The following is a 25386-nucleotide window of genomic DNA, read 5'->3' as shown; positions in this document are numbered from 1 at the left end:
AACCTGCCGACCGCATGACAAGAAAGGTGTCACGGACCGTGCCCGCCATCCCCGCAGACGTACGCATCCTGATCGACCTCGAACCGGTGGTCACCGACGCCCTCGACACGCACTTCCGGACCAGCGTCGACTGGTACCCCCACCAGTACGTCCCGTGGAGCCAGGGCCGTGACTACGACGGTCTCCTCGAAGGGGAGCCATGGGACCCCTCCCAGCAGACACTGAACGCGGCCGCTCGGGACGGCCTCCTCTACAGTCTGCTCGCCGAAGAAAACCTGCCCAGTTACCACCGCGTGATCGGGGAAATGCTGTCCCTCGACGGCCCTTGGGGCACCTGGGTCAATCGATGGACCGTGGAGGAGGCCAGGCACGGCACCGCCATCCGCGACTACCTCGTGGTCACCCGCAGTGCCGATCCGGTGCTCTTGGAGGACGCCCGCGCCGCGCATGTGCAGCACGGCTACGAGATCGACTACCGCGGCGACCTCATCGCCTCTCTGGTCTACGTCACCATCCAGGAACTCGGCACCCGCGTCAGCTACCAGGGAATCCGCCGACTGTGCGACGAACCGGTGTGCGAGGCCCTGATGCAGCGCATCGCCCATGACGAGAACCGGCACATGCTCTTCTACCGGACCGTCCTGCAGGCGTGTATGCGGATGCACCCCGACCGAACGCTTCAGGCCGTGGCCAAAGTCCTCACGACATTCCGTCCCCCCGCCCACGCCGCACCCGGCTCCGGGCGGCTGATCAGCTCCATGGCCAGGTCGGGCATCCTCTCACCGGAGAACTACTACACGGACATCGCCCTTCCCTTCGTCCGCATGCTCGGCGCCCTCGACACCACCGGACTCACACCGGTCGGGCAGCACGCCCAGGAACAGATCGCCGCCCACATGGAGGAATCAGCGGACCGTGCCGGCAGATACCGCGCCCTGGCCGAACGCCTCGACCGACTCGCGAATGCGTAAGACGCGGATTCCGCCGTCCTGAAGTGAGAGGACCATCCGGCATGTCCCTGGGCTGGCTAACGATCCCCGTGAGTCTGTTCGTTCTCGTGACCGCTGTGGCCGTCGTGCGCCTGGTCGAACTGACAAAGGCCCGCCGCAACGCGCGCTGGGCCATCGACCGCGGCGGCATCGAGTACGGGCAACGCCATTACCCCGTCATGATCGCCCTTCATGTCTGTCTGCTCGTCGGGATCGTTGCAGAGGTCGCCCTCGCCGACCGCGCCTTCGTCCCTCTGATCGGCTGGCCGGCACTGGCCGTCCTCGTCCTCGTGCAGGCAGGCCGCGCCTGGTGCATGAGGGCGCTCGGCCCCCGATGGAACACCCGCGTGATCGTCGTGCCCGGGTTACCGCTGGTCACCACCGGGCCCTACCGCTGGATGCGACACCCCAACTACCTCATCGTCCTGTTCGAAGGCATCGCCCTGCCCCTCGTCCACACCGCATGGATTACCGCCATGCTCTTCACCATCGCCAACACGCCTTGGCTCGTCGTCCGCGTCCGCACGGAGAACGCCGTGCTATGGCCTGCGGTGGGGCGAGCGGAGCAGGGCAGTTCGCGGAGCCTTTCGCCGACCTCGTCGACGGACCCCTGCTGTTCGCGCGGTGCGTCTCCTACCCCCACATCGTCGTGAGCGTCGACCGGCGAGGCCCCTGCGCGTGGACCTGCGGGACGCATTCGGCCGGTGCGCGCGGGCCGAGTCGGCCTGCCGCCCCGACAGTGAAGGCGCGGCCCCCGGGTCATCCCTTGAGTGCGCCCACCAGCTGGGCTCGTTCCCGCAGGTCTCGTACCGCGCGGACGCTGCCATAGGGACGCAGGCGCAGGTTCATCACCTCGAAGTGTTCGTCACCGCGGGCCGATGACAGGGCTTCGTAGTCGTCGAGGAACTTTCCCCAGGACTCGCAGGCCGCCTCGACATGGCCGATGGCGAGCTGGCGCTGCGCCAGCAGTCCGTACGCGTGAAGGCGGCCCTGCCGTTCGTTCGCGGGCTGGACGCGGATCGACTCCCGCAGCGTGCGCACCGACCCCGGCATGTCCTTGGTCGCCGCCTGTACATGGGCCACGTGGAAGAGGTAGGCGGTGCGGTCGTAGCCGCCCACGGACTCGCGCCGGTCATCCGCGCGTGCGAGGGCTTCTTCCGCTTCCCGGAGCCGGGTGAAGGCCTGTCGCGTGTCCCCGACCATGGCGGCTCCGTGTGCCTGTTGGCCGCGGAGGAACGCGACCAGCCGGGGCCCCGCGGACGGCGCCGCCTCCGCGGCCGAGTCGGCCAGTTCCAGAGCGCGCCGCCCGTAGCCCAGGTTCGACGCCTGCAGGGACATGCCGCGCAGGGTGCGGCAGTACGTCACGTGCTCCTCCGCCTCTCCTGCCAGTCGCAGCGCGGACACGTAGTACTCCTGTCCGAGCCTGTGCTGCCGCTCGTACATGGCCATCCACCCCGTCAGGTAGACGAGGTCAGAGGCCGCGGCGAGCATGTTGCGCCTGACCGGCGCGGCCGCCTCGGCCTTGAGCCAGGGGCCGACCGTGTTGACGAGGAAGGCCGCCGCCATGGGGCGCGCGTGGCCTGCGCCCAGCTCGTCGAGGATGTCGGCGATGCGGTCCGTCATGGTCTGGATGGCCGCGACCTGTGCCTGGCCCACGCGGGTCGTGGCTTTCCCTGGCCGTATCGGATCGGGGCTGTCGGCCCGGGCGAGCGAGGGGAACAGGGGGATGGCGAGCGCTGCGGAGAAGACTCCGGCCGCGATGACGCGGCGTCGGGACGGATCCATGTCGGCCCTTCCGAGGTCTACGAGGTCCCGGACAGTGTCCGCCTCCTGGAGGCCGTCCGGCGGCGTGAGCCCGGCCTCCGCGTAGGTGACGGGACGTCCCAGCTTCCGCTCGAAAGCCTCGATGATCAGGGCCCTGACCTGCGTACGGGGCTGATGACCGGCCACCCACTGGGACACGGCAGGCTGGCCGTACTTCAGGGCGAGGCCGGCCTCGGCGCCCATGCGATTGATGATCGAGGCGAACTGCGCCCGAGACCATTTCGCCTGCTCAAGCAGCGTATCCAGGTGGGGGTTCGGTGTGCGTGAGTGGCGCGCCATGTGCATCTCCCGACAAGTGCATGGCTTGCATACTTCTCCGACTCCCCAACGGTACTCGCGGTACGTGGTCGTGCGGTTACCTCTTCGTACCCAGCAGCCGGCGGAAGGGATTTCCCGCCCGCTTATGACGGTAGGGAGTTCCCTCATGGCCGAAAGCACCACCTCTGATTGGTACGCGCACAGCCTTGCCGACCCGGAAGACGCTTACGCCGAGTGGAAGGCTCACGGGGTCGCCGTCCTGCCGCTCGGCGAGTTCTTCGAGGCGGTGCGCATCCCCGAGGAGCTGGCCAACGCGGCAGCAGACAGCGATGCGACGGCCGTGGTCAACTACGCCCTCGCGGAACTGGAAGGGCCCGTCATCCACGACTCCCGTAACCGCAACTACTACGCCCTGGTCGAGCCCGGCACGCGGGACCACTGGTCCCCGCGGCACGAGGTCGAATGCCTCGGCCACGGGACACAGCTCGGAGTGCCGGAGCTCGACCGGCACCGGCCCGACCCGAGCCATCCGATCTACTGGGCCGCCGCCCCGGGGCCTGGCGCCTTCTTCTGCCGGGTAGCTGCGCTGAAACTCCTGATCCGGATCGGTACCACGCGGCTCGCGGACCGGGAAGGACAGGTCGTCCGGTGACGCAGCAGACGGCCGTTCGCGCGGGGCGCGTTGCCGGTCAATCTCGGCCGTCCTATACGTCCCGTCCGCAGGCCGCGCCGTGCTCGACGGTGTGATGAGTCGGTAAACGCCGGAGCGCCCGGCTTCTGCCGCAGCAGACTGTGAAGGCCCATCCCCGCACCACCGGAACGGACATCGCACTCATGCGGACGACACTCATCACCGAACACCCCGCGTGGCGCAAGACGCCCCAGGGCGAGCCCGTGCGGATCATCGAGCACCTGGACACCGCATGGCTCGCCCGCTGGGACCCGCACCACGAGCAGCTGCTGCTGTCCCCTCTGACCGGCGACCGGCACGGTCCGGCGCAGCCTCCCGTCGCCTACACGTCCGCCGTCGAACTGCCGGCTGCCCCTGAAGGGGCCGTCCCCCTGTTCGACGCGTTGGGGCGCCTCGGCACCGTTGCGCGGCTCACCAATCCCTCGTTGTGGGACGCGATGGTGACGGCGATCCTCCGCCAAGTCGTGACGGCGAAGCAGGCCAAGAAGCGGCACCAGTCGTTCTACGCCTCATACGGGCGCAGCTTCGCGACCGCGGCGGGCGAGCTGTCGCTCGTACCGACCCCTGACAGGGTGCTCAGGCTCAGTGACGAGGAATTCGCCGCCGTTGGGGCCAAGTTCAACCGCACCGCCCTGCAGGCCGCCGCAAAGGCCTACCTCGACCGCGGGGAGCACTGGTCCGCCCTCGATGCCGAAAGCCTGATCAAAGAACTTCTCGAAGTGCCCCGTATCGGCCCCTGGACCGCGGCCGCTGCCGCGGCCGACTTCACCGGCGACCACTCGGTCTACCCGCACGGTGACCTCGCCGTACGCACCTGGGCGGCCAAGGCCGCACCGGGCCTCACCCTCCCGGGTTCCGAGCGCGAGTTCGAGGCCCTGTGGCGCCACTGGGCGCCCGCCCGCACCCACCTCCACGCCCTGACTCTCTTCACTCTCACCTGGGGGAGCAATGACCGCATTACCGGCCCCGGCCCCGGCCCCGAAGGACGTACGCCCAGCCCTTGATCTGATCGTCGCCGGTGCCGATCCGCACCGCGTGCTCGACGCCGTGTTCGTCAACGCTCCGCTGCGCGACTACTCGGTCAGGCCGCGCACCAACGACTACACCCTGCCCGTACTCGGCCTCGGCTACATCGCGACCTACGCCGAGCAGCAGGGGTTCAACGTCGGCGTACTGGACGCCGAGGCCCACGGACTCGGCGTCGACGAGACGGCCGCGCTGATCAACCGGTTACGGCCGCGGTGGGTCGGCATGAACCTGCTGGCACCCACGTACGAGATGTCGGCCCGGATCGCCGAGAGCCTCGACGACGGGATCGCTCTGATGGTCGGCGGACACCACGCCCGCGCCATGCCCGACCGCATCCTCGCCGACCCCAGGATGCGCCTCCTTCGCGCGCTCGTGATCGGCGAGGGCGAGACGCGCGTCGCCGCGCTGCTCGGCGACGAGCGGCGCCGCGCCGAACTGCCGGGGGTCATGTGGCGCGACCGCCTGCTCGGCACCCACGCCGCGGGCATCGCACGCGGCGCCACAGCGCAATGGCTCGGTCCGGACATCGACGCGCTGCCGTTCGTGGACAGGAAGTTCCTGCCGCAGGACCCCTACCTCGCCGAGGACGGCCGGGTCGAGGCGAACATCGTCGGCTCGCGCGGGTGCCCGTACGACTGCGGCTTCTGCGGCGCGGCCGTATCGGCGAACCCCGAGGTGAAGATCCGCGCCCGCTCTCCGCAGAGCATCGTCGCCGAGCTCGACCACCTCCACGCCACGTACGGTGCGACCGCGTTCCGGTTCGTCGACGACCTCTTCCTCGGCGCGCGGAGGGTGATCGTCCCGCAGATGAGGGCGTTCGGCGAACACAAGATCGGCGAGCGGTACGTGTGGGACGCCACCGGCCGGATCAACGTCCTGCACCGGCTCGACGACGACATGCTCGACGTCCTGAAGGCGTGCGGTCTGCGCGAGGTCGCCCTCGGCATCGAGTCGGGCAGCGACCGCGTGCTGGCCGGCATGGACAAGCGCATCACCGCCGAGATGACCGAAACCGTCGCGCACCGCTTGCTCGAACGCGGGATCGGCGTGAAGGGGTACTTCATCCTCGGCTACCCGGGCGAGCAGCGCGACGACCTCGACGCCACGGTGCGCCATATCCACAACCTCTGGGGTATCGCCGACCGCCTCGGCCGCGGCAGGTTCCGGGCGAGCGTGTTCGAGTTCCGCCCCTACCCCGGTACCCCGATCTGGCAGAAGCTGATCACAGGTGGCCACGGACCCGAGCAGCTCCTCGCGTACGGCGACGTCGACCTCACCGCCGACGGCGCCGACGAGTCGATGAGGCAGCGCGACGAGTTCAATTTCTCGGTCGGAATCCAGTTCGGCGGCACCCCCCTTCCCGAGCTGCGCGCCACCCTCGCGAACCTCACCCGGGAGCAGCACGACCGGAACCGCATGGGAGTCGCCGCGTGAACGGGCACGCACACCACGGGCACCCCGGCCTCTTCATCTCGGTCGACGGCCCGAGCGCGGTCGGCAAGTCGACCACGGTCACCGAGCTCGGCCGCCTGCTCGCCGGCCGCGGCGGCAGCGTCCACACGACGACCGAGCCCTCGACGAGCGAGCTCGGAAGTTTCACCCGGGCCAAGGCGGATCACATCCGCGGACGTGCCCTCGCCTGCCTGGTCGCGGCGAACCGGTACGAGCACATCGAGAACGAGCTCGCTCCGCTGCTCAGGACCGGCGAGACGGTGGTCTGCGACCGCTACCTCGCCTCCAGCCTCGTACTCCAGCAGCTCGACGGCGTGCCCGAGCCGTTCGTACTCGCGCTGAACCGGCACGTCCTGCTGCCCGACCTCGCCGTGATCCTCACGGCGGCTCCGGACACCATCGCAGCCCGGCTCGCCGAGCGCGGGCGGCGGCACCGCTTCCACGACGACCCTGGAGGGCCGGCCCGCGAGGTCGAGCTTTACGGCGAGGCGGCGGAGACCCTGGCGACCCTTGGCGTGAGGGTCCTCGTACTCGACTGCACGCGGTCCACCCCTACGGACGTAGCGCAGCAAATCGCCGACACCCTCCCGCAGTCGGCGGTAGCGTCGACAGCCCCACCAGACCCGACGACCACACGGTGAACCCATGAACGCAGCACCAGCAACGCCCGTCATCGACACGCACGTGATCCTGCGCGACGGCGACAAGATCCTGCTGTCACAGCGCGGCGGACCGTACGGCTATGGCAGGTGGCACGCCCCCTCGGGCAAGCTCGACCAGGGCGAGCCGCTCAGCCGGGGCGCCGCGCGGGAGCTGCGTGAGGAGACCGGCGTCGAGGTCGATCCCGACCATCTGCGGCTCGTGCACGTGGTCCACCACAAGCAGAGCACCGCGGTGGAGCGCATCGGCCTGTTCTTCGAAGCGACCGAGTGGCAAGGCGAGCCCGTCAACCGCGAGCCCGAGAAGTGTCTCGACCTCCGGTGGTGGTCTGTCCACGAGCTCCCAGAAGACATCATCGAGTACCCCGCCGCCGGCCTCCTCGGCTACCTCGGCGGCGCACAGGCGCTGACGGAACACGGCTGGCAGTGACTTCCCCGTCAGCTGTAGGGGCATCTATTGGGCTACAGGGAGTGTCCAGGCCGAAGGTCCGGCAACGGCCCTGGCACCGTCACGGAGACGTGGTGCCCCAGGCGGCCATGGAGCAGCAGCTAGCAGTCCATACCGGCGCCCAGCCATTCTCACGACTCGCAGCGAAATCTCCCCAGCATGGGAGGACGGCTCGATCATGCGATATGCCAGAAAAGCCCGATCCGGTGAAAGTGATTCAGAATGGCCTCATCCCTGCATAACGTTGCAGGTCGGCAAGCCTGCTCCCCGCACGCGCGGGGATGACCCCACGCCGACCCCAGGCCGGCCACCCACCACGGCTGCTCCCCGCACGCGCGGGGATGACCCCTACGAGGACCACACCGTCACTGGCACCCACCCCTGCTCCCCGCACGCGCGGGGATGACCCCTCGTCGGCCGTCGGCTGACGCTTCAGGCGGGTCTGCTCCCCGCACGCGCGGGGATGACCCCGCCCGGAAGCAGGCCGACGCCAATTGGGCCGACTGCTCCCCGCACGCGCGGGGATGACCCCGAGGGATCGGGTTTTTTCGGCGATCCGCCGGGCTGCTCCCCGCACGCGCGGGGATGACCCCTGAACTGCGCCCAGCTTTCCGGCGCCGGTGAACTGCTCCCCGCACACGCGGGGATGACCCCAACCCGGCCGTGCAGGCACTCCTTGCCCAGCACTGCTCCCCGCACACACGGGGATGACCCCGAGAACCGGATCTACGCGTACTGGCGCGACTCCTGCTCCCCGCACACGCGGGGATGACCCCCTGTCGCAGGCACCCGGCCAGGTCATCACAGCCTGCTCCCCGCACACGCGGGGATGACCCCGCCCAGTGGACGCAGTACGCGACCACGCAACTCTGCTCCCCGCACACGCGGGGATGACCCCTCCTTGATTGCCTTGTGGATCATGCTCACAGACTGCTCCCCGCACACGCGGGGACGACCCCGGGTTCCAACCAAGTTCGCCAGGTTCCGCCCGGTGTCCGTTGGCGTCCGCGGGGATGACTGACCCGGCGAACGAGGAGACGCGTAGGCTCCCAGCATCTGCGGAGATGAGCTGGAGCTGCGGACGAAGACTGCGCGCACGGCCACCGACGTCCGTAAACCCTCTGGCATGCTCCATGGGTCCTGTTGTCCCCTTGGGCTCGTACTGATCATCAGTCACTTCTTTGGGGGGAATGCACCATGCACCGTGCCCGCACACTCGCGGCGGCGATGCTTGCGCTGGCGCTCGGCCAGGCCGTCGCTTCGCCGGCTTCCGCAGCCGGCGAAGATCCAGCAGCGCCGAGAACCATCGCGCCCCGTACCAGCCCCACGCCCGGTTTCGCCGGCGAAGACCGCTTCTCCGACTGCGACACCGATCCGTACTCCGGATCCGGTGCCGGCTGGATCGGCCACGGGGACGTCACCTTCCGGGCCACCACCACTTCCGCGTCGGCCACCCAGCTCCAGACGACCTTCCAGCTCTGGGACACTTCGTACGGCGGTCCGCGCACCGACTACACAACGTTGTGGGCACCGCCGGGTGAGGCGCGCGCGGACATCCCGCGCGACCGTTTGACGGACGGCGGGCTGTACGCCTGGCGTGCCCGCACCGCCGACGGCAAGCTGACCGGCTCCTACACCGCGTGGTGCTACTTCCGCGTGGATCACACCTCGCCGACGGCGGACGTCACGACGGACGCGACGCCCAAGAAGGTGGGCGAGGAGGCCGTCTTCACGCTGCATGGCTCCGACACCGGCTCGGGAATCGCCTGCGCACGCTGGCGGACAACGAGCACGCCAAGTGTGGGCTGGCGCTGCTCAAACGAAGCGACCGACAACCACGTCGTCCGCCTCACCGACGGCTCGCTGGACATCAAGGTCACACCGGCTACCTGGGGCAGCCAGTCCGTCTACCTTGAGACGATGGACAACGCGGGCAACGTGTCACAGTCGGCCCGGGTGGACTACTACGCCCAGCCGTCCACCGCCCGCGCCTCCTTCGGCGACATCGACGCCGACGGCAAGCCCGACGTTCTGGTCCCGGACGCCGACGGCAACCTGCGCAAGCCGGGATCCGACCCCCGGGCAACTGCGAACGCGCGCCACGCGGCAGCTCCTGGCGGCAGCGGCAGTTGGGCGGACGTCCAGTACACCCACCGCGGCACGCTGAGCGGCGATCAGGTTGACGACCTGATCGCCCATGTGCCAGGCGGCTCTGCCCTGTACCTGTTCCGCAACGACGGAGGCGGTCGCTTCACCGATCAGGGCCCGGTGCTCCTGCGGAAGCCCCGCACATGCCAGGACGTGGCGGGCCAGGTCATCGGCTGCGCACAGCACGGTTTCGGCCCCGACTGGACACAGGTCACGCAGATCGCGGCGTACGGATCGCCCCAGGGGGACACCGCGGTGGACGGCATACTGCCCCCCACCTCCCTGTTGTCGGTGGAGAACGGCCGTCTGTGGCTGACGCAGACGGGCGGCGTGGGTCTGGCTTGGGAATCCACCCTCATCTCGCCCGACGACGACAGGTGGGCAGGGTACGAACTGCTCACCCCGGGGACTGCGCAGGGCACGGCATTTCCGACCCTCTGGGCCCGCTCCCGGGCGGACGGGACGATCCGCGCCTTCTCCGTCAAGGGAAGCCCGGACGCGCCGGACTTCTCCGCCTTCGCCGACCCCGCCGCCGGGCCTGTCCTGGCCACGATGCCGACTGCCGCAAACCCGCGCATCGGCTCGGACGGAGACCTCACAGGTGACGGTCTTCCCGACCTGTGGTCCGCGGATCCCTCCGGCAAGCTCACCGTCTTCCCCGGCGTGGGAATCGCCGGCCCCCACCCGACAGTGACAAGCTTCGGGCCGGCCGTCTGATCGCTGCGCGTGTGTGCCGGAAGCCGCGCAACTCTGTCTTGTAAACCTGCCTCAGTTCGGCGTAGTCAACCTACGGTGGCAGCTCAGCAGCACTGCTCCCCGCGTCCGCGGGGATGAAGGTGCCGTTCGTTCGGCTCATCTATCCGATTACTCCCGTATCCCGGAGTGCGGCTGCCATTCGATGTCGCCCGCACGTGTGTACGAGTATCGTGGAGCATCGGTCGATGCGTCCCTGAAACGGGGCGACGCCCGGCCGGGACTGGTGTCCCGGCCGGGCGCCGTTGGGGTTGTGCCGTGATGTCGTGGAGCGGCTATCCGATGGTGAGGAACTTGTTCCAGCCGTCCTCGTCCCTGCCTGCCGCCGCACCGAGTGTCGTGGATCCCCCTTGGAAGAGCCACTCGTTGCCGAGGCTGTCCACGGCCCAGATGTCGGGGATGCCGTCGCCGGTGGCGTCGGATGTGCCGAGAATCCGGGGCATGGCGTCGCGGCCCCAGCCGGTGGTGGCGTAGGTGTAGTCCTGGGCGCCTTCGGCGTTGGCGGCGGCGGACAGGGAGGCGAGGTCGACTCCGCCGTTCGTGCCGGCCTTGCCCTTGCGCAGGAGGAGGCCCTTGCTGGCGTTGGCGTTGTCCCGGAAGATCAGGTCGGGGACCTTGTCTCCTGAAACGTCGCGGACGCCGACGAGGTCGCGGGGGTCCCAGACGACGCCGGCCATCTTCTTCTGCTTGGTGAAGCTGGCACCGGTGTATCCGGAGAAGGACCAGAGACCGTCCGGGTTGAGTGCGAACATGTCGGCGAAGCCGTCACCGTCGATGTCTTCCGTGGCGATGATCTGTCGGAACGACGCAGGGTCGGGTGCACCGGCAGGGAGAAGGATTTCCATACGGCGGCCGACATCGACTTGGCCGGTACCGATGCCCGGGTACATGTAGAGCTTGCCGTCGGGCATGCGGGCGATGAGATCGGTCAGACCGTCGCCGGGGAACCAGTCGGTGGAGTGGCCGATGAGTACCGGCCTGTCGTTGGCGGTCTTCCAATAGCCGTCTTCCACCGGCACGCCGTCCCTGACCGCGCCGCGGATGTAGTCGTCTGTGTCGCCGGCGGCGTCGCCGGCGTAGGTGCGGAGGTTTCCGTCCCCGTCGACGGCGAAGAGGTCGGGGTGTCCGTCGCCGGTGGCATCCCCGGGCTTGTCCTGGCCGGGCCTGGGGCTTACGAGGAACGGGTAGGTCGCATAGTCCGAGATGTTGCCGTACTTGTTCACGGTGCGCGCATAGAGGACGTTCGGGCCGCTGATGTCCACCTGGATGTTGAAAGTACCGAGAGCGTCCACCCCGGCAGGGACGACCTTCTTGTCGAACAGGGGCCTGTTGAGGCTCCACTGGTATTCCCGGATGTCCTCGACCTTGGTGCCGTTGCCCCGGAGCTCGAACACCTGGTTCGGTGTGCTCGCGGGATTGACACTCCACTCCGTGTGCTGGTCGCCGCGGGGCGGGAAGTGCGGCGAGGAGATCGCAGGGCTGGTGGGCACGTCATGGTTGACAGTGAAGGTGCACCAGCCGCCGCCTCCCGAGTCGAGCGGACCGCTGCCAGGAGAGTTCCAGTTGTCCGCGTCGGTCGTGCGGGAGAGCCAGTAGTACTTCCTGCCCGAGGTGAATTTGTCCATGGGCACTTCCACGGAGAGCACACCGTCGCTGTTGGGCGGCAGCACATCGTTGCGGATCTGCGCACCGCTCTCGGCGTCCCACACCTCGATCTGGACCGTCTTGAGGGTGTCGGCTCCGTCGCGGTCGGTGCCCTTGACCTGGAAGGTCACATTCGTCTTGCCGATACTGGTACCCGGGCTGGTGGTCTGGCACGGGCCTCCGGGAAACGTCTGCATGTTCGCCGCGATGGGGACGTCCGGCGGGTGGTTGTAGAGGATCTCGATGTACGGGGCGGTCTCACCGTTGGCGAGCAGCTTCTTCCAGTAGTACGAGTCCGACTCGTTCGGTGCGGCAAAGCCCAGCGACAGGGCGCCCCAGCCGCTGGCGGCCGCGTCGGCCACCAGGCCCTTGATGTCGGTCGCGATCCAGTTGTCAGGGCACGAGCTGTTGTACCCGTACCCGGCGTACTCGGTGGCGACCCTCCGGCCCCAATACGCCGCCGTGTTCGTGTTGTTCCACGTACTCGACGAGGTGATGTACGGAGTCGAGTAGATGTCCATCGCTTTTCGGTCACACGACCATGAATACGTCTGCAAAGCCCGAACGCTTGCGGAAATGATGCCGGTGCCGTAGAGCTCGCTGCCGAAGTCGAAATTGAATATGGAGCGGGAAGTTCCGCCCGTGGTCGACTCGTACCCGACGCGAGCCTCGTTCGTGCCGCTCGCGTTGTAGTTCTGCCCGTTGTAGAAGCTGGAGTTGCCCTCCGTCTTGTAGAGCAGTGTCCAGGAGTGCTTGTGGCCCTTGAAAGAGGGGTCGATGAATACCGGGAACACCGTCTCCGCGGCGTTCAACAGGGAGCTGTCCGGCGTCACGGAAAGCACGTTCTCCGCCAGGGCGACCTGGGCGGGCTTCAGGCGCGCGCCTTCGGCGCCTGCCAGGCCAGGCAGGGCGAGTGTCGGATGCTGCGCGGCCACAGTGGTCGGCTCCCAGGCCGGCTCACTGTCGGTGGTGGCCACCTTGCCGCTGGAATCCCACATCATCGGGGTCGGTGAACCGGCGACTTCCACATCCTGGGCGTTGCGGGCGCTGACCGCTCCCGACTCGGCGTCCAGCTTGAAGGCCATGTCGGGCGAGGCGAGACGGTACTTCAGCTGCCCCACAAGCGGATCTGCTGCGGCCTGCTTGTCCTTGACGACCAGCAGGTGCGAGTAGCCGCCGTCTTGTGCCGTCAGCACCAGGTCTATGCCCGGCCTCACGTTTTCGTACAGCGCCCGCGGACCGTCGATGACGGGCTCGGGCAGGAGGCCCGGCCAGCTGACCACCATGTCGTGCCCGTCGGCGGTCAGCCGGACCAGGTCGGTCCACGCCTCACCAGGGGTGTCCCGCTTCAGCGCCACGCGGCTCACGCTGCGCGAGGACCGCTGGCCTGCGGCCGACGGCTGCTTGGAGCCGGCGCTGAAGACGACACGGCCGTTGACGGCCTTGGGGGCATAGCCGCCCTCGACCCGCTCCAGGCGGGTGTCGATCGGCTGCCACCGGCCATCCGCCTTGGCGCGGAAGGCAGCGCTGAAGACCTGCTTGCGGAACGTCCCGTCAGGCTTCGCCCACGTCGTCGTGTTCGCGCTGCGCGCGGCAGTGACCTCGACCTCCTTGCCGGTCTTCTCCGCCAGCCGGCGAGCTTCCGGTTCCGCGACAGGCGCCTTGTCGGCCGACCCGGCCTGAGGCCTGTAACCGTCGGCCACATGCACGCCGACTGGCAGCGCGACAGCCACCGCGAGGAGCGCGGCGAGTCCGCCCAGTGCCTTCCGGCGCTTGAACCACCGGGTTGCCGGTGCAGCAACTTCTTTTTCCGCAGCCGCAGTTGGCGGGCTGCCGTCCACGGATTCACCAACAGACACGAATGTACTTCTCCCCCCTCGGGCGCGTGCGTCCGCGGCCCTCGGTACTCATTAGTGGTTCGGGCTCGCCCCGGCAACGTGAAAAGGTCCGCTCCCCGCTCGCCTTTCACGCGATGGCGTGCGAGCTGAGCATGAGCCATCAGACGCCGATCGTCACGCCAGCGCGGCACGCAGTAGCCCGCCGTTTTCCACCTATCTGAGCCGTTCGTCCTGAGATTCGCTGACGATAAAGTGATTAAGGCCACACTGACGGGCTGTTTGGTGGCTTTTCAGCTTCAGGAACCACAGAATCAGCTGGCAATTTGTCAGTCTCCTGCCGTACGCGCGCGATACGTCGCCACGGCAGAGCGTGGGGGGTCCAACATGTCGCCGTTGTCGGCGGACAGTTTTCGCCTGCCCGGAAATAGAAAGGCGCGTGCACTCCGCTCGCGCCTGGCCGGGCGAACCGGTATCACCTTGTCCGTGATGCTGGTCGCATCTCTTTTGCCCGTTCAAGCCTGGGCGGCGCCACCGGGCGACCGCACGGGCGTCACTCTGCCGGGCCTTCAGCAAGACCTCAAAGCGAAGCTCGACAAGCTCGAAGCCGCCAAACTCGAAGGCTGGGCCGGGACGCCATCTGCGCCGCCGCCAGGGTATGAACCGTCCAAGGTGACTCCACCCGCCGGCGCTCCCGTGGACGTGCCGCTGACGACCGCCACGGGCGACCAACTGGTCCAAGCAGGGTCGCTACCCGTCAGCATTGGCAAGGCGTCACCGACTGAGAGCAACCCCACGCCACCAGCACCGTCGGGGACGTGGTCGGTGGCGGTAGAGGCTCGCGCTGCGACTGAAGCGGCAGACGTCGATGGTGCGATCATCACGGTAACGCCGCCGTCCGGTGGCTCGACTCCAGTCGACGTTCAGTTGGACTACAAGCAGTTCAAGGACCTCTTCGGCACCGAGTGGTCGACGCGACTCCAGATCAAGCAGCTGCCACAGTGCTTCCTCAGCACCCCGACCCTGCCCGAATGCTCCGTCGCCAAGGATGTCCCGAGCAGCAACGACCCGGGCAGCGGGACGGTGCGGGCAACAGTCGACCCGGCGACGGCACCCAACCAGGGTCTGCGCACCATGGCAGTCGGAGGCGGTGGTCCGGTAGTTCTAGCTGCCTCTGACAGCGGATCGGGGGCGGGCGGCACCTACACGGCCACGCCCCTGGCCGCTACCGGCAGCTGGACTGCTGGAGGCAGCGGCGGCGGTTTCACGTGGAGCTACCCGCTCAGTGTCCCCGCTCCGCCCGCAGGACCGTCCCCGAGTATCGCCTTCTCATATTCCTCGCAGGCCGTCGACGGCAGGACGTCAGTGAGCAACGGCCAGGCCTCCTGGATCGGCGACGGCTGGGACTACGAGCCGGGCTTCATCGAACGCCGGTACCGTTCCTGCTCGCAGGACAGGAAGGCCTCTCCGAGCGCGCCTAACAACGACAACAGCGCAGACAAGAAGAAGAGCGACCTGTGCTGGGCCGGGGACAACGTGGTGATGTCGCTTGGCGGCAGCAGCACGGAGCTCGTCCACGATGCAAGCAGTGGACGGTGGATACCTGCCTCGGATGATGGCTCCCGCATCGAACTCAAGACCGATACCACCGTGCCCAACGGTGCCAAGGACGGCGAATACTGGGTTGTCACTACACGGGACGGCACACGCTACTTCTTCGGACGACATGACGTGGACGGCGCGGGAACCCGGCCCGTGACCAACTCCGTCTTCACGGTGCCGGTCTTTGGTAACCACCCGGGAGAGCCCTGCTACAAGCCGGCCTTCGCCGACTCGTCCTGCACCCAGGGTTGGCGGTGGAACCTCGACTACGTCGAAGACGTCAATGGCAACGCCATGATCATCGACTGGAAGCCTGAAACCAACTACTACGCGAAGAACGAGAAGTCCAAGGAGAAGGTCCCGTACGTGCGCGGCGGCTACCCGGCACAGATCACGTACGGCCTGCGCGCTGGCAGCCTGAACGGCCCTCCGGCGGCCAAGGTTGACTTCGGCGTGGACGAGCGTTGCATCCAAGAGGGCGGAGTCAAATGCGGCGACCCCCAGTTCGAGTCCAAGAACTACGCTGACAAGCAGCCCTGGTGGGACACCCCTTCCACCCTCAACTGCAAGTCAGATGTTAAGGACTGCTACGTATCCGCACCCACCTTCTGGACACGCAAGCGCCTGACCGCGGTCACCACCTCTGCACAGCGCACTCCCGGGTCCACCGAGCTGTCCCTCGTCGACAAGTGGCAGCTGACCCAGTCCTTCCCAAAGCAGCGCACCGACACGCATCCGCCGCTGTGGCTGGAGTCGATCACCCGGACGGGTTACGGCACGGCCAAGGATGTTGCCGGCAATCAGCTGAGCACGAAGCTGCCGGCCGTTTCCTTCCTGGCGAACGTGAAGGACATGCCAAACCGCGTCGCCAAGAGCGCAACCGACGCCACCCCGGACTTCGACCGCCTGCGGGTGGAGACCATCCGGAACGAGACCGGCGGCGAGGTGTACATCGACTACTCCGACCCCTGCCCGGTCGGTAGCTCCCACCCCAAGCCGGAAGAAAACACCACCCGCTGCTACCCAGCGCACTGGTCCCCGGACAGCGACCTGGAGACCCCGCCTCTGGAGTGGTTCAACAAGTATGTCGTCGAGAAGGTCGTCGAGAAGGACCGCGTAGCGCGACAGCCCGATGTAACGACCAGCTACGCCTACGAGGGGGGTGCCGCCTGGGCCAAGGACAACGACGAATTCACCAAGCCCGAGCTGCGTACCTACAACCAGTGGCGCGGCTACGCCTCCGTCGTGACACACAAGGGCGTGACAGCCAATACGGGCAAGACCAACGCCACAGAGGAGTCCCAGACCCAGACCCGGTACTTCCGCGGCATGTCCGGCGACGCCGGCCGCCCGAAGATCACGGTGAAAGACTCCACCAACAAAGAGGATCTCGGCGAGGACCTGCCCCAGCTACAGGGCCTGGCCGCGGAGACCATCACCTACGCTAAGACCGGCGGCGATGTCGTCACCCGGCAACTGACCTGGCCCATGAGTGAGAAGACCGGCTCACGTCCCAGGGACGGCACCACCGCTTTGGACGCCTTCCGTTCCGGCACGTCTCGAACCGATGAGATCGAGTCGATCAGCCAGGGTCGGACCCGTGTGGTGCGCACACGCAACGAGTACGACAAGACTTACGGCCTGCTGGAAAAGACGCAGGTCGAAGCCCTCACGTCGAACGGCACCGGCTGGACCACATCCGAGACGAGTTGCACTGCCACCTCGTATGTGAACAACCCGGACAAGAACATCATCGGTCTTGCTCAGCGGGTGCGCGTCACCGCCGGTGACTGCACGAAGACCGCTACCGGGTCCGTCCTGTCCGATACCCGCACGTCGTACGACGCTCTGAACGCCTTCGGCACGCCGCCGGTGAAGGGGCTGCCCGTCCAGATAGACACCATCGACGCCGCCGGCACCGGCTGGATCCCAACAAGCAGAACCGACTACGACGCTCTCGGCCGGCCGGTGAAGGTTCTCGACGCCGCAGGCAACCCCACCACTACCAGCTACAGTCCCGCCACCGGTCCCGCCTTCAGCACGACGGCAACCAACCCCCTGGGCCACGCGGCCACAACCAAGGTCGATCCGGGACGCGGCAGCATCCTCGAGATCACCGATGCCAACAGCCGCAAGGTGACCTCGGCCTACGACAACCTGGGCCGCCTTACCTCCGTGTGGACCCCGTCCCAAAAGCCGACCGACAAGCCCGCGCACGCGTTCGCGTACCAGATAACCGAGCACGAGCCGCCAGTCGTCATCAGCAGCACACTGCGCGACAACGGCACCTACGAGAACGCCCTCGCCATCTACGACGGTCTGCTCCGGCCCCGTCAGACCCAGAAAGAAGGCCTCGGCGGGGGACGTCTGATCACCGATACCCTGTACAGCGAAAACGGGACCGTCAGCCGAACGAAGAACAACTACTACGCGGAAGGCGAACCCGAAAGCAAGATCTTCGTACCGGAGACGGACTTCCACGTCCCCAACTCCACCGACACGGCGTACGACGGCATGGGACGCGTCGTCCGCTCGACCACCCTCTACAGCGATCCGGCGGAGAAGCCAACCTCCACGACGATCGAGTACGGCGGCGACTGGACACTCACCCGCACCGGCATGTCGGCAGACACCGTACCCGTACCCCTCCAGGGCTCCCGCGCCGTCAAATCCACGACTGACGCGTTGGGCCGCACCACACTCATCCAGCATGCCGCGACCGTCACCAGTCCCATGACCTGGCGGGACACCGCATACACCTACGACAACCGCGGGCAGCTCACCCGCGTCACCGACCCCGCCGGCAACAACTGGACGTACGCGTACGATGCCCGCGGACGCCGCACCGGCTCCAGCGACCCCGACATGGGAGCGTCGTCCTTCGGCTTCGACAACCTCGACCGGCAGATCTGGACCAAGGACGCTGCCGGCCGCGCCCGCTACACGAGCTATGACGCCCTTGGCCGACCCACCGAACTCCGCGACGACGCAGCCGATGGTCCGCTCGTTTCCTCCTGGACCTACGACTCACTTCTCGGAGCGAAGGGCCAGCCCGTCGCCTCCATCCGCTACGAGGGTGGCGCGCAGTTCAAAAACGAGGTCACCGGATACGACGCCGAGTACCGTCCCACCGGCACGAAGATCACTATCCCCGACGTTCCTGTAGCCAAAGGCCTGGCGGGGACCTACGCCTATAGCACCACATACACCGCCACAGGCAACGTTCAGTCCACGACGCTGCCAGCCACCCCCGGCGGCCTGGCAGCAGAAAAGCTGATTAACCGTTACAACGCCGACGGCGCGCTCCAGAGCATGTCAGGCCTCTCGTGGTACACCGCCGATACCATCTACAGTCCGTTCGGCGACGTCCTGCGCACCACTTCGGGTGACGCCCCCAACCGGGTCTGGTCGACCAACCTCTACAACCCAAATACAGGCCGAGTCCGCGAATCCACCACCGACCGGGAGACCACGAACTTCAACCTGGTCTCCCAGCTCTCCTACCAGTACGACCCGGTCGGCAACATCACCTCGGTTACTGACACACAGCCCCAAGGTCGCGTCGACCGTCAGTGCTTCACTTACGATCCCCTGGGTCAGCTCACCCAGGCCTGGACGGGCAAGACCTGCACCGGCGCGGTCAAGGACGACGTCACGGCAGGGCCCGACAAAGACGGCTTCTGGAAACAGTACTCATTCGACACCATCGGCAACCGGACCAAGCTCATCGACCACGACCTGGTCGATCCGGCGCTGGACGACGAGCAGACCTATACCTACGGTGCGCAGCCGCACGCCCTGGCCAAGGTCGACACGGTGACCCGGAAGCCGGGCACCACCATCACTTCCCAGTCGACGTACGCCTACGACTCGTCGGGCAACACCATCCGGCGCACCATCGGCGGCGACACCCAGACGCTGAACTGGGACCGCAGCAACAAGCTGACCTCGGCCGCAGGGGCCGGCGTCGGCGCAGTGGCTGTGACCGGCCTGTCAGGCAAATGCCTGGACGTCGAAGGCGGCAACGCTACCGACGGCACAGCAGTCCAGCTGTGGTCATGCAAGGAGGTCAACGCCCAGGAGTGGCGTCTGACAGGCGACACCGTCAGAGCACTCGGCCAGTGCCTGACTGCCGAAAGCGGCCGGGCACGCCTGTTCACCTGTGACGGCAGCGAGCGGCAGAAGTTCGTCTACAGGGCAGCTGACAAGTCGCTCTACAACCCCGCTGCGAACGCGTGCCTCGACGTTCCCGCTTGGGACGCAACCGACGGCAACGACCTGCTTGTCTACGCCTGCTCCAGCGGAGCCGCGAACCAGCAGTGGAATGTAGCGGACACGACGACCAAGTACATCTACGATGCCGCAGGCAATCGGCTCCTCGAAGAGACCGGCACCTCGCGCACCCTCTACCTGGGTGAAACCGAGATCACTGTCAACAAGGCAGGTGAGGCGATCGATGCCGTCCGGTACTACGGCAGTCCGGGCAGCCCGACCACGATCCGCCGGACAGAAGGCAGGTCACAAAGCCACCAGCTCAGCGTCCTGGTGGCCGACCATCACAACACTGCCACGGCCAGCATCGACCAAAACGCAAACCAGAAGGTCACTCGCCGCAAGAACGACCCCTACGGCAACCCACGGGGTAACCCGACGGCGAACTGGTCCGGTGACCGCACCTTCCTAGGGGTGGGCGTCGAGGACGCCAGCACGGGCCTGACCCACATCGGTGCCCGCGAATACGACCCCACCACAGGCCGCTTCATCTCCGCCGACCCCATCATCGACATCAGCGACCCGCTTCAAATGAACGGGTATACCTATGCCAACGGCGATCCGATCAACCGGGCAGACCCGACTGGCCTCTGCCAGGGTAGGGACGCGCACGGCTCCGGTTGTTCCGCAGCCACCCCTGGGAAGGACTACGTAACACCCGACAACCCGGCCACCACCAAGCCCCCCAAGGGCAACAGTGGCGGGAAGAGCACGGTCGTCATTCAGAAGAGTGGCAAGTCGATCGTGGTCAACAATGTCTATATCCCGACACACGATCAACTGGTGGCGCAGTACAAGTGGGCCACCAAGAATCACACTTACGCTCAGGACCTGGAGACCTGGACCCGCTCGCAGTGCCAGCCTGCCTCGGTGCCAGAGGGCAACGAATCATTCTGCGGCGCCGCAAGCGCAATGGGTTGGATGGGGTCCACCCAGGACGCCGACATCCTGGAAATCATCGGACTTCGAAACCAATATGATTGCCTGGGGGGAGATGGTGGAGCATGTAATGACGCGGCGACTGACGCAGCTGTAGACTACGCCATCACCGTGCTCACCAGAGGTTTGGGGAAAGCGGGGACGATTCTTTTCAAGATGATCAAAACGGGAATGAAAAAGGGAGACAATCTTCCCGTTGAGTGCCTCGCGAAGGCGTTGAACAGCTTTCCGGCGGGCACGCTCGTACAGCTTTCCGATGGCACGGTCAAGCCTATTGAAGCCCTTGAAAACGGTGACGAGGTACTCGCCACCGACCCGGAGACTGGAGAGACAGCAGGCCAGTCCGTCACCGCGATCATCGTCTCGGACACAGACAAGCACTACGTCGAGCTGACGCTGGCCGGCGATGGCGCTTCTGTCGTCACGACGGACCACCACCCCTTCTGGTCGGAATCGGAAAAAGCTTGGGTTGACGCAGGCTCCCTCAAGGCGGGCATGCAGCTCCGTACCGACGATGGATCCGTGAGGGCCGTTGCGGCAACGCGAGCGTTCGATACCCGCGGGCTGACCTACAACCTGACCGTGGCTGACGTCCACACGTACTATGTCCTCGCGGGGACGACACCGGTATTGGTGCATAACACCAGTCCTGTTGGGCCTGGATGTGGTACAGGTAAGGCTCCGCGTACGCCTGATGGCAAATTCTCGAAGCGAAATGGGGAGCCAGGAACGGATGGTTCTCTCGATGAGAGAACAGTCTTGGATCAGCTTGAACTGGATGGTGCTCCGGTAATTCGGGGCCAGGTTTATGCAAGGGTTCCAGGATTCCCTCTGCGTAAGTATGACGGTGCTGTTCAGATCGATGGGCGCTGGCTTGGTGTGGAGACAAAGGGGGGAACTTCACCCTTGACTCCGCCGCAGAGGGCATTTGATAACTGGCTGAACACGCCGGGGAACTCGGTTACGACCAGCGGGGGCATCACCCTGGAGGGGACCTTCAACGCCTGGGTGCCAAGGTGATTGGCCGGGGGCAGCCTACCTAGGTAGGCTGCCCCCGGCAGCGCCGAGTGGTTGTCTCTACAGGGAGTGATCTCGTGAGCTTTGATCTTGGATTTTGGTGGGAGGCGCAGCCCGTCTCTTCCGCTGAAGCGGGGCAGAAGTACCTTGCCATGGCTGAAGGCGGGACTGGCATCGTGCACGAGCACTCCGCCCTGGCGACCTTCTACAACGAGCTGACCAGCCAGTTTCCAGACTTGTCGGAGGAGAACATGGACACCTCTCCTTGGGCTTCGTCCTTGTATCGCACCGACGAATGCGTGATTGTTTCGATCTCTTACCCCCGAAAGCTGGAAATGTCCAGCTTCCTGTTTGGGCTCGCCAGTAGGTGCGGGCTCACGTGTTACGACCCGCAGGAAAGCAGGGTGCATTTCCCCGAGGGCGGGAATGCGGCAAGCCTGGAACTGGCCGATGGATCAATCGTCGACAGTCCGAGTCGAGACGATGTGGCCCGAGCGCTTAATGGGCTTTCGCTGGACGACTGGTATGTCATCGTTGAACTTGAGCCTGGGTGGTTTATTCAGGTGGGCTTCGGTGTCGCTGCTGGAGTTCCAGAAGGGTTCTATGCTTTGGAGGTTCGAGAAGGCGCCAAGGAAAGGCACTTCCGGGCCGTAGTGGGAGAGCTGGCGCGAGTCGTTGACGCCTTCGACCGGTTCATTGCGGGCGATTCCTCCTGGCAGGCAGGGCTCCAGTTCTCCCCGGTTTCCTATTGAGCATCAGCGCCGTCGGATGAGTCATTAGATCCAATTTGGTTCCGCAAATAGCAATGGGCCCCTTCCAGAAGATGGAAGGGGCCCATTGAGCTCTTTCAGAGTGGCCACTGATCGGGTGACGGGCCGGCGTCCCGCAACGCACGAGGCTCCCGCGCCGTTGAGAGAGGTGTTCGACGTCTCAACTCATCAGCGCAGGAGCCTCGTTGGTTCCCTATCCTGCCGCACTTGACCTGCCTCACGCCCTGGTCGAGTGGGTATACATGCTCATCGTCACCCGCGAGGGTGACCGCCGCTGCAAGCTCCCGCCTCACCAGCGCGCTCTCGTGGGCCTTGTCTACCTCCGCCGGCATGACACGCTCACGCAGATCGCCGCCGGCTTCGGCATATCCGTCGGCACCGCCCACGCCTACGTCGCGGCCGTCGTCGATCACCTGTCCCACCGGGCACCCGGACTCCTGCGTGTCCTGCGAGAGGCCGATCCTGATCACGTCCTGCTCGACGGGACCCTCGCCGAGTGCGACCGCGTCGGCGACGGCCGGGCCGACTTCTCCCAGAAGCACCGCCGCCACGGCGTGAACGTGCAGGTCGTGGCCGATCCCGCGGGCAAGCTGCTGTGGATCTCGCCCGCGCTGCCTGGCCGCACCCACGACCTGACCGCGGCCCGCTCCCACCGCATCATCCGGATCTGCGAACGCCAAGGCGTCCCCGTCCTCGCCGACCGCGCCTACATCGGGGCCGGCCCCTGGGTGACCACACCGATCAGACGGCTTCCCCATCAGGACCTCACCACGACCCAGCGGACGATCAACCGGGCCCTGTCCGCGGCACGAGCACCGGTCGAACGAAGCATCGCGCGACTGAAGTCCTGGCGCGTCTTCCGCAAAGCACGCTGCAGTCCAAACCGCATGACCGTCATCGCCGCAGCCGTCCTCACCCTGGAGCGTCAACGCTGAAAAGGCTCATTGATCGTTTGACGGCAGTAGTTGACGGCAACGTCAGCGGAGGTGCTGCACAAAGTCGCGCTGGAGGCGAAGCCGGACGTGTGCGTAGACGGTGGCGGTGACGCCGATGTGGGCGCGGCCGAGGAGTTCCTTGGTGACGACGAGTTCGACGCCCTGCTCCAGGAGGAGGGTCGCGGTCGAGTGCCTCAGGTCGTGGAAGCGGATCTGGCGGAGGTGCGCTCGGCGGAGGAGTGCGTTGAAGTGGCGGGTGAGGGTGGCAGGCTCGATGGGGTGGCCGTTGGGCCGGGTGAAGACGTGGCCGCTGTTCACCTAGCCCGCGCCGGCCTTCTCCTTCTCTTGGGCCTGCTGCATCCGGTGGGCGCGGAGTGAGAGCAGGCAGGGGGCCGGGAGGGCGATGCGGCGTTCGGAGCTGGCTGTCTTGGTGGGGAGGGTGGTCAGGCCCGCCGGTGCGGGTGCGCTGGAGGGTGCGGCGGACGCTGGCCGTGCTGGCGTCCAGGTCGAGGTCTTCCCAGCGCAGCCCGAGGAGTTCGCCCTTGCGTAGTCCGGTGCGGAGGGCGAGTTCGAACAGGGCGTGGAGGCGGTGGCGGTGAGGAAGGTGCGGGCCTCGTCGGCGGTGAGGGGTTCGAAGCGGCGGGGCCGGGGTGTGCCGGTGCGGACGTTGCGGGCGACGTTAAGGATGGCTACGAGCAGCCGTTGTACCACTTGGAGCCGATGCTCCCTGAGGTTCGCTTCGATGAGACACGACCAAACTTCAGCGGGACGAGACACCGGTAAATTAGGACAAGCTCAGTAGGCTCAGGGGAACTCATGCGATGTCGCACAGACCTACGGCTCCCCATCAGGTTCCAGCGTGCCCCGCATATGGACCTTGTGCCACGGGTTCTGGGCGCGGGACTGTGCGCGGTCGAGGTACTCCCGCTTTACCGTTGCCGAGCCGGGTTTCCAGCGGCCCTGCTGGGTGGGGTCGCCGCCGGCGTCCGCGATTTGCTGGGCGCCGCCGCGGCGTAGGCCGTGTGAGGTGATCAGGTGCCAGCCGGGCAGTCCTGCGAGGTAGGCGCGGTGGCGGATCCAGTCGTTGAGGGCGTCGCCCGTGACGTAGTCGCCCCGGGTGGTTGCGGCAGTGCGGTTCTGGAGCCTGCCCTTCGAGGTGAGGGCGCGCATCAGCGGGCCGTCGTGGACCCCCATGCGGTGCAGGCAGTGCAGCCAGTCCCGTACGGCCGACACCGGGTCGTACAGCGTGGGACCCGCGGGGTCGGCCGGGATGAACGTGCTCTCGCCCTTTCCCTCATGATCCGTCTTGGAGTACGCGATCCAGAGGTCGACGCCGCTGTCCTCCACCTCGACGTCGTCGATGTCCAGGTCTGCCAGCTCGATACGGCGGTTCAGCGCTCCCCGGCCCACCAGGAGCGCGCACCGGTCCCTGAGTCCTGCCGGTGTGCGCAGGTCACAGGTGTCGACCATGGCGCGCAGCATCGGTTCGGTGATGGGCGGGGCCTTGCGTACGCGGTTCCGCTTGCCCCACTCCTTGCGGTACTCGGCCAGCATGCCGCGGGCCTCGCTGGTGCCCGGACGCTGGTCCTCCGGCATCCACGTACGGACGCCCGACATGTACGTCCGGATCGTGTTGGGGGCCATGCCCCGGGCGATGAGGCCGGCGACCCATTCCACGTACGTGGCCGTCGTGCACGGGCGTGCCACGCGCCCCATCGCCTCGCACCATTCGGCGAAGTTCTTGCGCTGGCTGCTGTAGTTGCGGTTGGTGTTGGCCGGCGCGGCCTTGTTCTTCAGACGCTCCGCCGTGGCCGGCGACACCTCGAAGTCCCGGCGTGTGTAGGTCGGGGCGTCCGCCTCGGTGGGTACGGATTCGCCGGGGTGGAGGATGGTGTGCCGGTCGAGCAGTGGGCGGAGCGCGGCAGCCGAGGGGATGGTGGCGGGCAGCAGCGCTTCGTCGACGAGCTCCGCCTCGAACACCTCGGTGTCCTCGTCGACCACCGCCATCGACGCCTCGCCCGCCGAACCCTGATGCGCGGTCATGCGGCCCTCCCCTGACGATCGTTCCTGGACAATCACCCTTGTATAAGCAAACTTATACGAGGGTGGCTTCACATTCGG

The 25386-nt window shown here is 66.8% G+C and carries 14 protein-coding genes, 1 pseudogene and 1 CRISPR repeat array; of the genes and pseudogenes, 11 read left to right on the top strand and 4 right to left on the bottom strand.

The window, feature by feature from the left end; all coding sequences use genetic code 11:
• Positions 1–38 precede the first annotated feature (38 nt).
• Together ABZ128_RS10245 and ABZ128_RS10240 are read left to right on the top strand one after the other, a co-directional pair.
• Entirely contained in the window at positions 39–971 is a 933-nt protein-coding gene (locus ABZ128_RS10245; protein WP_356847345.1) for an acyl-ACP desaturase, read from the top strand.
• A 68-nt stretch (positions 972–1039) separates the two neighbouring features.
• Positions 1040–1642, top strand: a complete 603-nt coding sequence (locus ABZ128_RS10240; RefSeq protein ID WP_356847344.1) for an isoprenylcysteine carboxyl methyltransferase family protein — start codon at positions 1040–1042, stop codon at positions 1640–1642.
• Between the two features lie 106 nt (positions 1643–1748).
• Here ABZ128_RS10240 and ABZ128_RS10235 read toward each other — a convergent pair whose 3' ends face one another.
• Positions 1749–3092, bottom strand: a complete 1344-nt coding sequence (locus ABZ128_RS10235; RefSeq protein WP_356847343.1) for a hypothetical protein — start codon at positions 3090–3092, stop codon at positions 1749–1751.
• A gap of 145 nt (positions 3093–3237) precedes the next feature.
• Between ABZ128_RS10235 and ABZ128_RS10230 the strand changes: the two genes are divergently transcribed.
• The 6 genes from ABZ128_RS10230 (at position 3238) to ABZ128_RS10205 (ending at position 10215) form a co-directional block, all read left to right on the top strand.
• Positions 3238–3723, top strand: a complete 486-nt coding sequence (locus ABZ128_RS10230) for a hypothetical protein (RefSeq protein WP_356847342.1) — start codon at positions 3238–3240, stop codon at positions 3721–3723.
• A 182-nt stretch (positions 3724–3905) separates the two neighbouring features.
• On the top strand, positions 3906–4766 hold the full coding sequence (locus ABZ128_RS10225) for a hypothetical protein (protein WP_356847341.1): 861 nt from the start codon (positions 3906–3908) through the stop codon (positions 4764–4766).
• Positions 4711–6225, top strand: a complete 1515-nt coding sequence (locus ABZ128_RS10220; RefSeq protein ID WP_356847339.1) for a radical SAM protein — start codon at positions 4711–4713, stop codon at positions 6223–6225. Before ABZ128_RS10225 ends, ABZ128_RS10220 begins: the two co-directional genes overlap by 56 nt.
• Positions 6222–6884 carry a dTMP kinase gene (locus ABZ128_RS10215; protein ID WP_356847338.1) on the top strand — a complete coding sequence of 221 codons (663 nt, stop codon included), beginning with the start codon at positions 6222–6224 and terminating at the stop codon, positions 6882–6884. Before ABZ128_RS10220 ends, ABZ128_RS10215 begins: the two co-directional genes overlap by 4 nt.
• A gap of 4 nt (positions 6885–6888) precedes the next feature.
• Entirely contained in the window at positions 6889–7332 is a 444-nt protein-coding gene (locus ABZ128_RS10210) for an NUDIX domain-containing protein (RefSeq protein ID WP_356847337.1), read from the top strand.
• A gap of 278 nt (positions 7333–7610) precedes the next feature.
• Positions 7611–8309: direct repeats of the CRISPR family, unit length 29 nt; unit sequence CTGCTCCCCGCACGCGCGGGGATGACCCC.
• A 238-nt stretch (positions 8310–8547) separates the two neighbouring features.
• Positions 8548–10215, top strand: a complete 1668-nt coding sequence (locus ABZ128_RS10205) for a VCBS repeat-containing protein (protein WP_356847335.1) — start codon at positions 8548–8550, stop codon at positions 10213–10215.
• A 311-nt stretch (positions 10216–10526) separates the two neighbouring features.
• Here ABZ128_RS10205 and ABZ128_RS10200 read toward each other — a convergent pair whose 3' ends face one another.
• Positions 10527–13736 carry a DNRLRE domain-containing protein gene (locus ABZ128_RS10200; RefSeq protein WP_356847334.1) on the bottom strand — a complete coding sequence of 1070 codons (3210 nt, stop codon included), beginning with the start codon at positions 13734–13736 and terminating at the stop codon, positions 10527–10529.
• A gap of 483 nt (positions 13737–14219) precedes the next feature.
• Between ABZ128_RS10200 and ABZ128_RS10195 the strand changes: the two genes are divergently transcribed.
• The 3 genes from ABZ128_RS10195 (at position 14220) to ABZ128_RS10185 (ending at position 23265) form a co-directional block, all read left to right on the top strand.
• The gene (locus tag ABZ128_RS10195) at positions 14220–21563 is read left to right on the top strand and encodes a ricin-type beta-trefoil lectin domain protein (protein WP_356847423.1); all 7344 of its coding nucleotides are present in this window, start codon (positions 14220–14222) and stop codon (positions 21561–21563) included.
• A 74-nt stretch (positions 21564–21637) separates the two neighbouring features.
• Positions 21638–22312 (top strand): hypothetical protein, encoded by a 675-nt coding sequence (locus ABZ128_RS10190; RefSeq protein ID WP_356847332.1) that lies wholly within the window; start codon positions 21638–21640, stop codon positions 22310–22312.
• Positions 22313–22515: 203 nt separating this feature from the next.
• A complete protein-coding gene (locus tag ABZ128_RS10185; RefSeq protein WP_356847331.1) occupies positions 22516–23265 on the top strand; it encodes a transposase family protein in 750 nt (249 codons plus the stop codon).
• A 42-nt stretch (positions 23266–23307) separates the two neighbouring features.
• Here ABZ128_RS10185 and ABZ128_RS10180 read toward each other — a convergent pair.
• Positions 23308–23946, bottom strand: a pseudogene (locus ABZ128_RS10180) (site-specific integrase); the annotation flags it as partial.
• Between the two features lie 153 nt (positions 23947–24099).
• Positions 24100–25308, bottom strand: coding sequence for an integrase (locus ABZ128_RS10175; protein ID WP_356847330.1), 1209 nt, complete (start codon positions 25306–25308; stop codon positions 24100–24102).
• Between the last annotated feature and the right edge of the window lie 78 nt (positions 25309–25386).

It is taken from the genome of Streptomyces sp. NPDC006326 (assembly GCF_040612915.1).
Taxonomy (GTDB): Bacteria; Actinomycetota; Actinomycetes; order Streptomycetales; family Streptomycetaceae; genus Streptomyces.
Note: the sequence above shows the minus strand (reverse complement) of the source record. Positions and strands in the feature narration are given on the sequence as shown.

Coding starts and splice junctions, on each gene's coding strand:
- ABZ128_RS10205 (WP_356847335.1), top strand. CDS start 8,548: ATGCACCGTGCCCGCACACTCGCGGCGGCGATGCTTGCGCTGGCGCTC.
- ABZ128_RS10220 (WP_356847339.1), top strand. CDS start 4,711: ATGACCGCATTACCGGCCCCGGCCCCGGCCCCGAAGGACGTACGCCCA.
- ABZ128_RS10210 (WP_356847337.1), top strand. CDS start 6,889: ATGAACGCAGCACCAGCAACGCCCGTCATCGACACGCACGTGATCCTG.
- ABZ128_RS10235 (WP_356847343.1), bottom strand. CDS start 3,092: ATGGCGCGCCACTCACGCACACCGAACCCCCACCTGGATACGCTGCTT.
- ABZ128_RS10230 (WP_356847342.1), top strand. CDS start 3,238: ATGGCCGAAAGCACCACCTCTGATTGGTACGCGCACAGCCTTGCCGAC.
- ABZ128_RS10195 (WP_356847423.1), top strand. CDS start 14,220: ATGCTGGTCGCATCTCTTTTGCCCGTTCAAGCCTGGGCGGCGCCACCG.
- ABZ128_RS10175 (WP_356847330.1), bottom strand. CDS start 25,308: ATGACCGCGCATCAGGGTTCGGCGGGCGAGGCGTCGATGGCGGTGGTC.
- ABZ128_RS10225 (WP_356847341.1), top strand. CDS start 3,906: ATGCGGACGACACTCATCACCGAACACCCCGCGTGGCGCAAGACGCCC.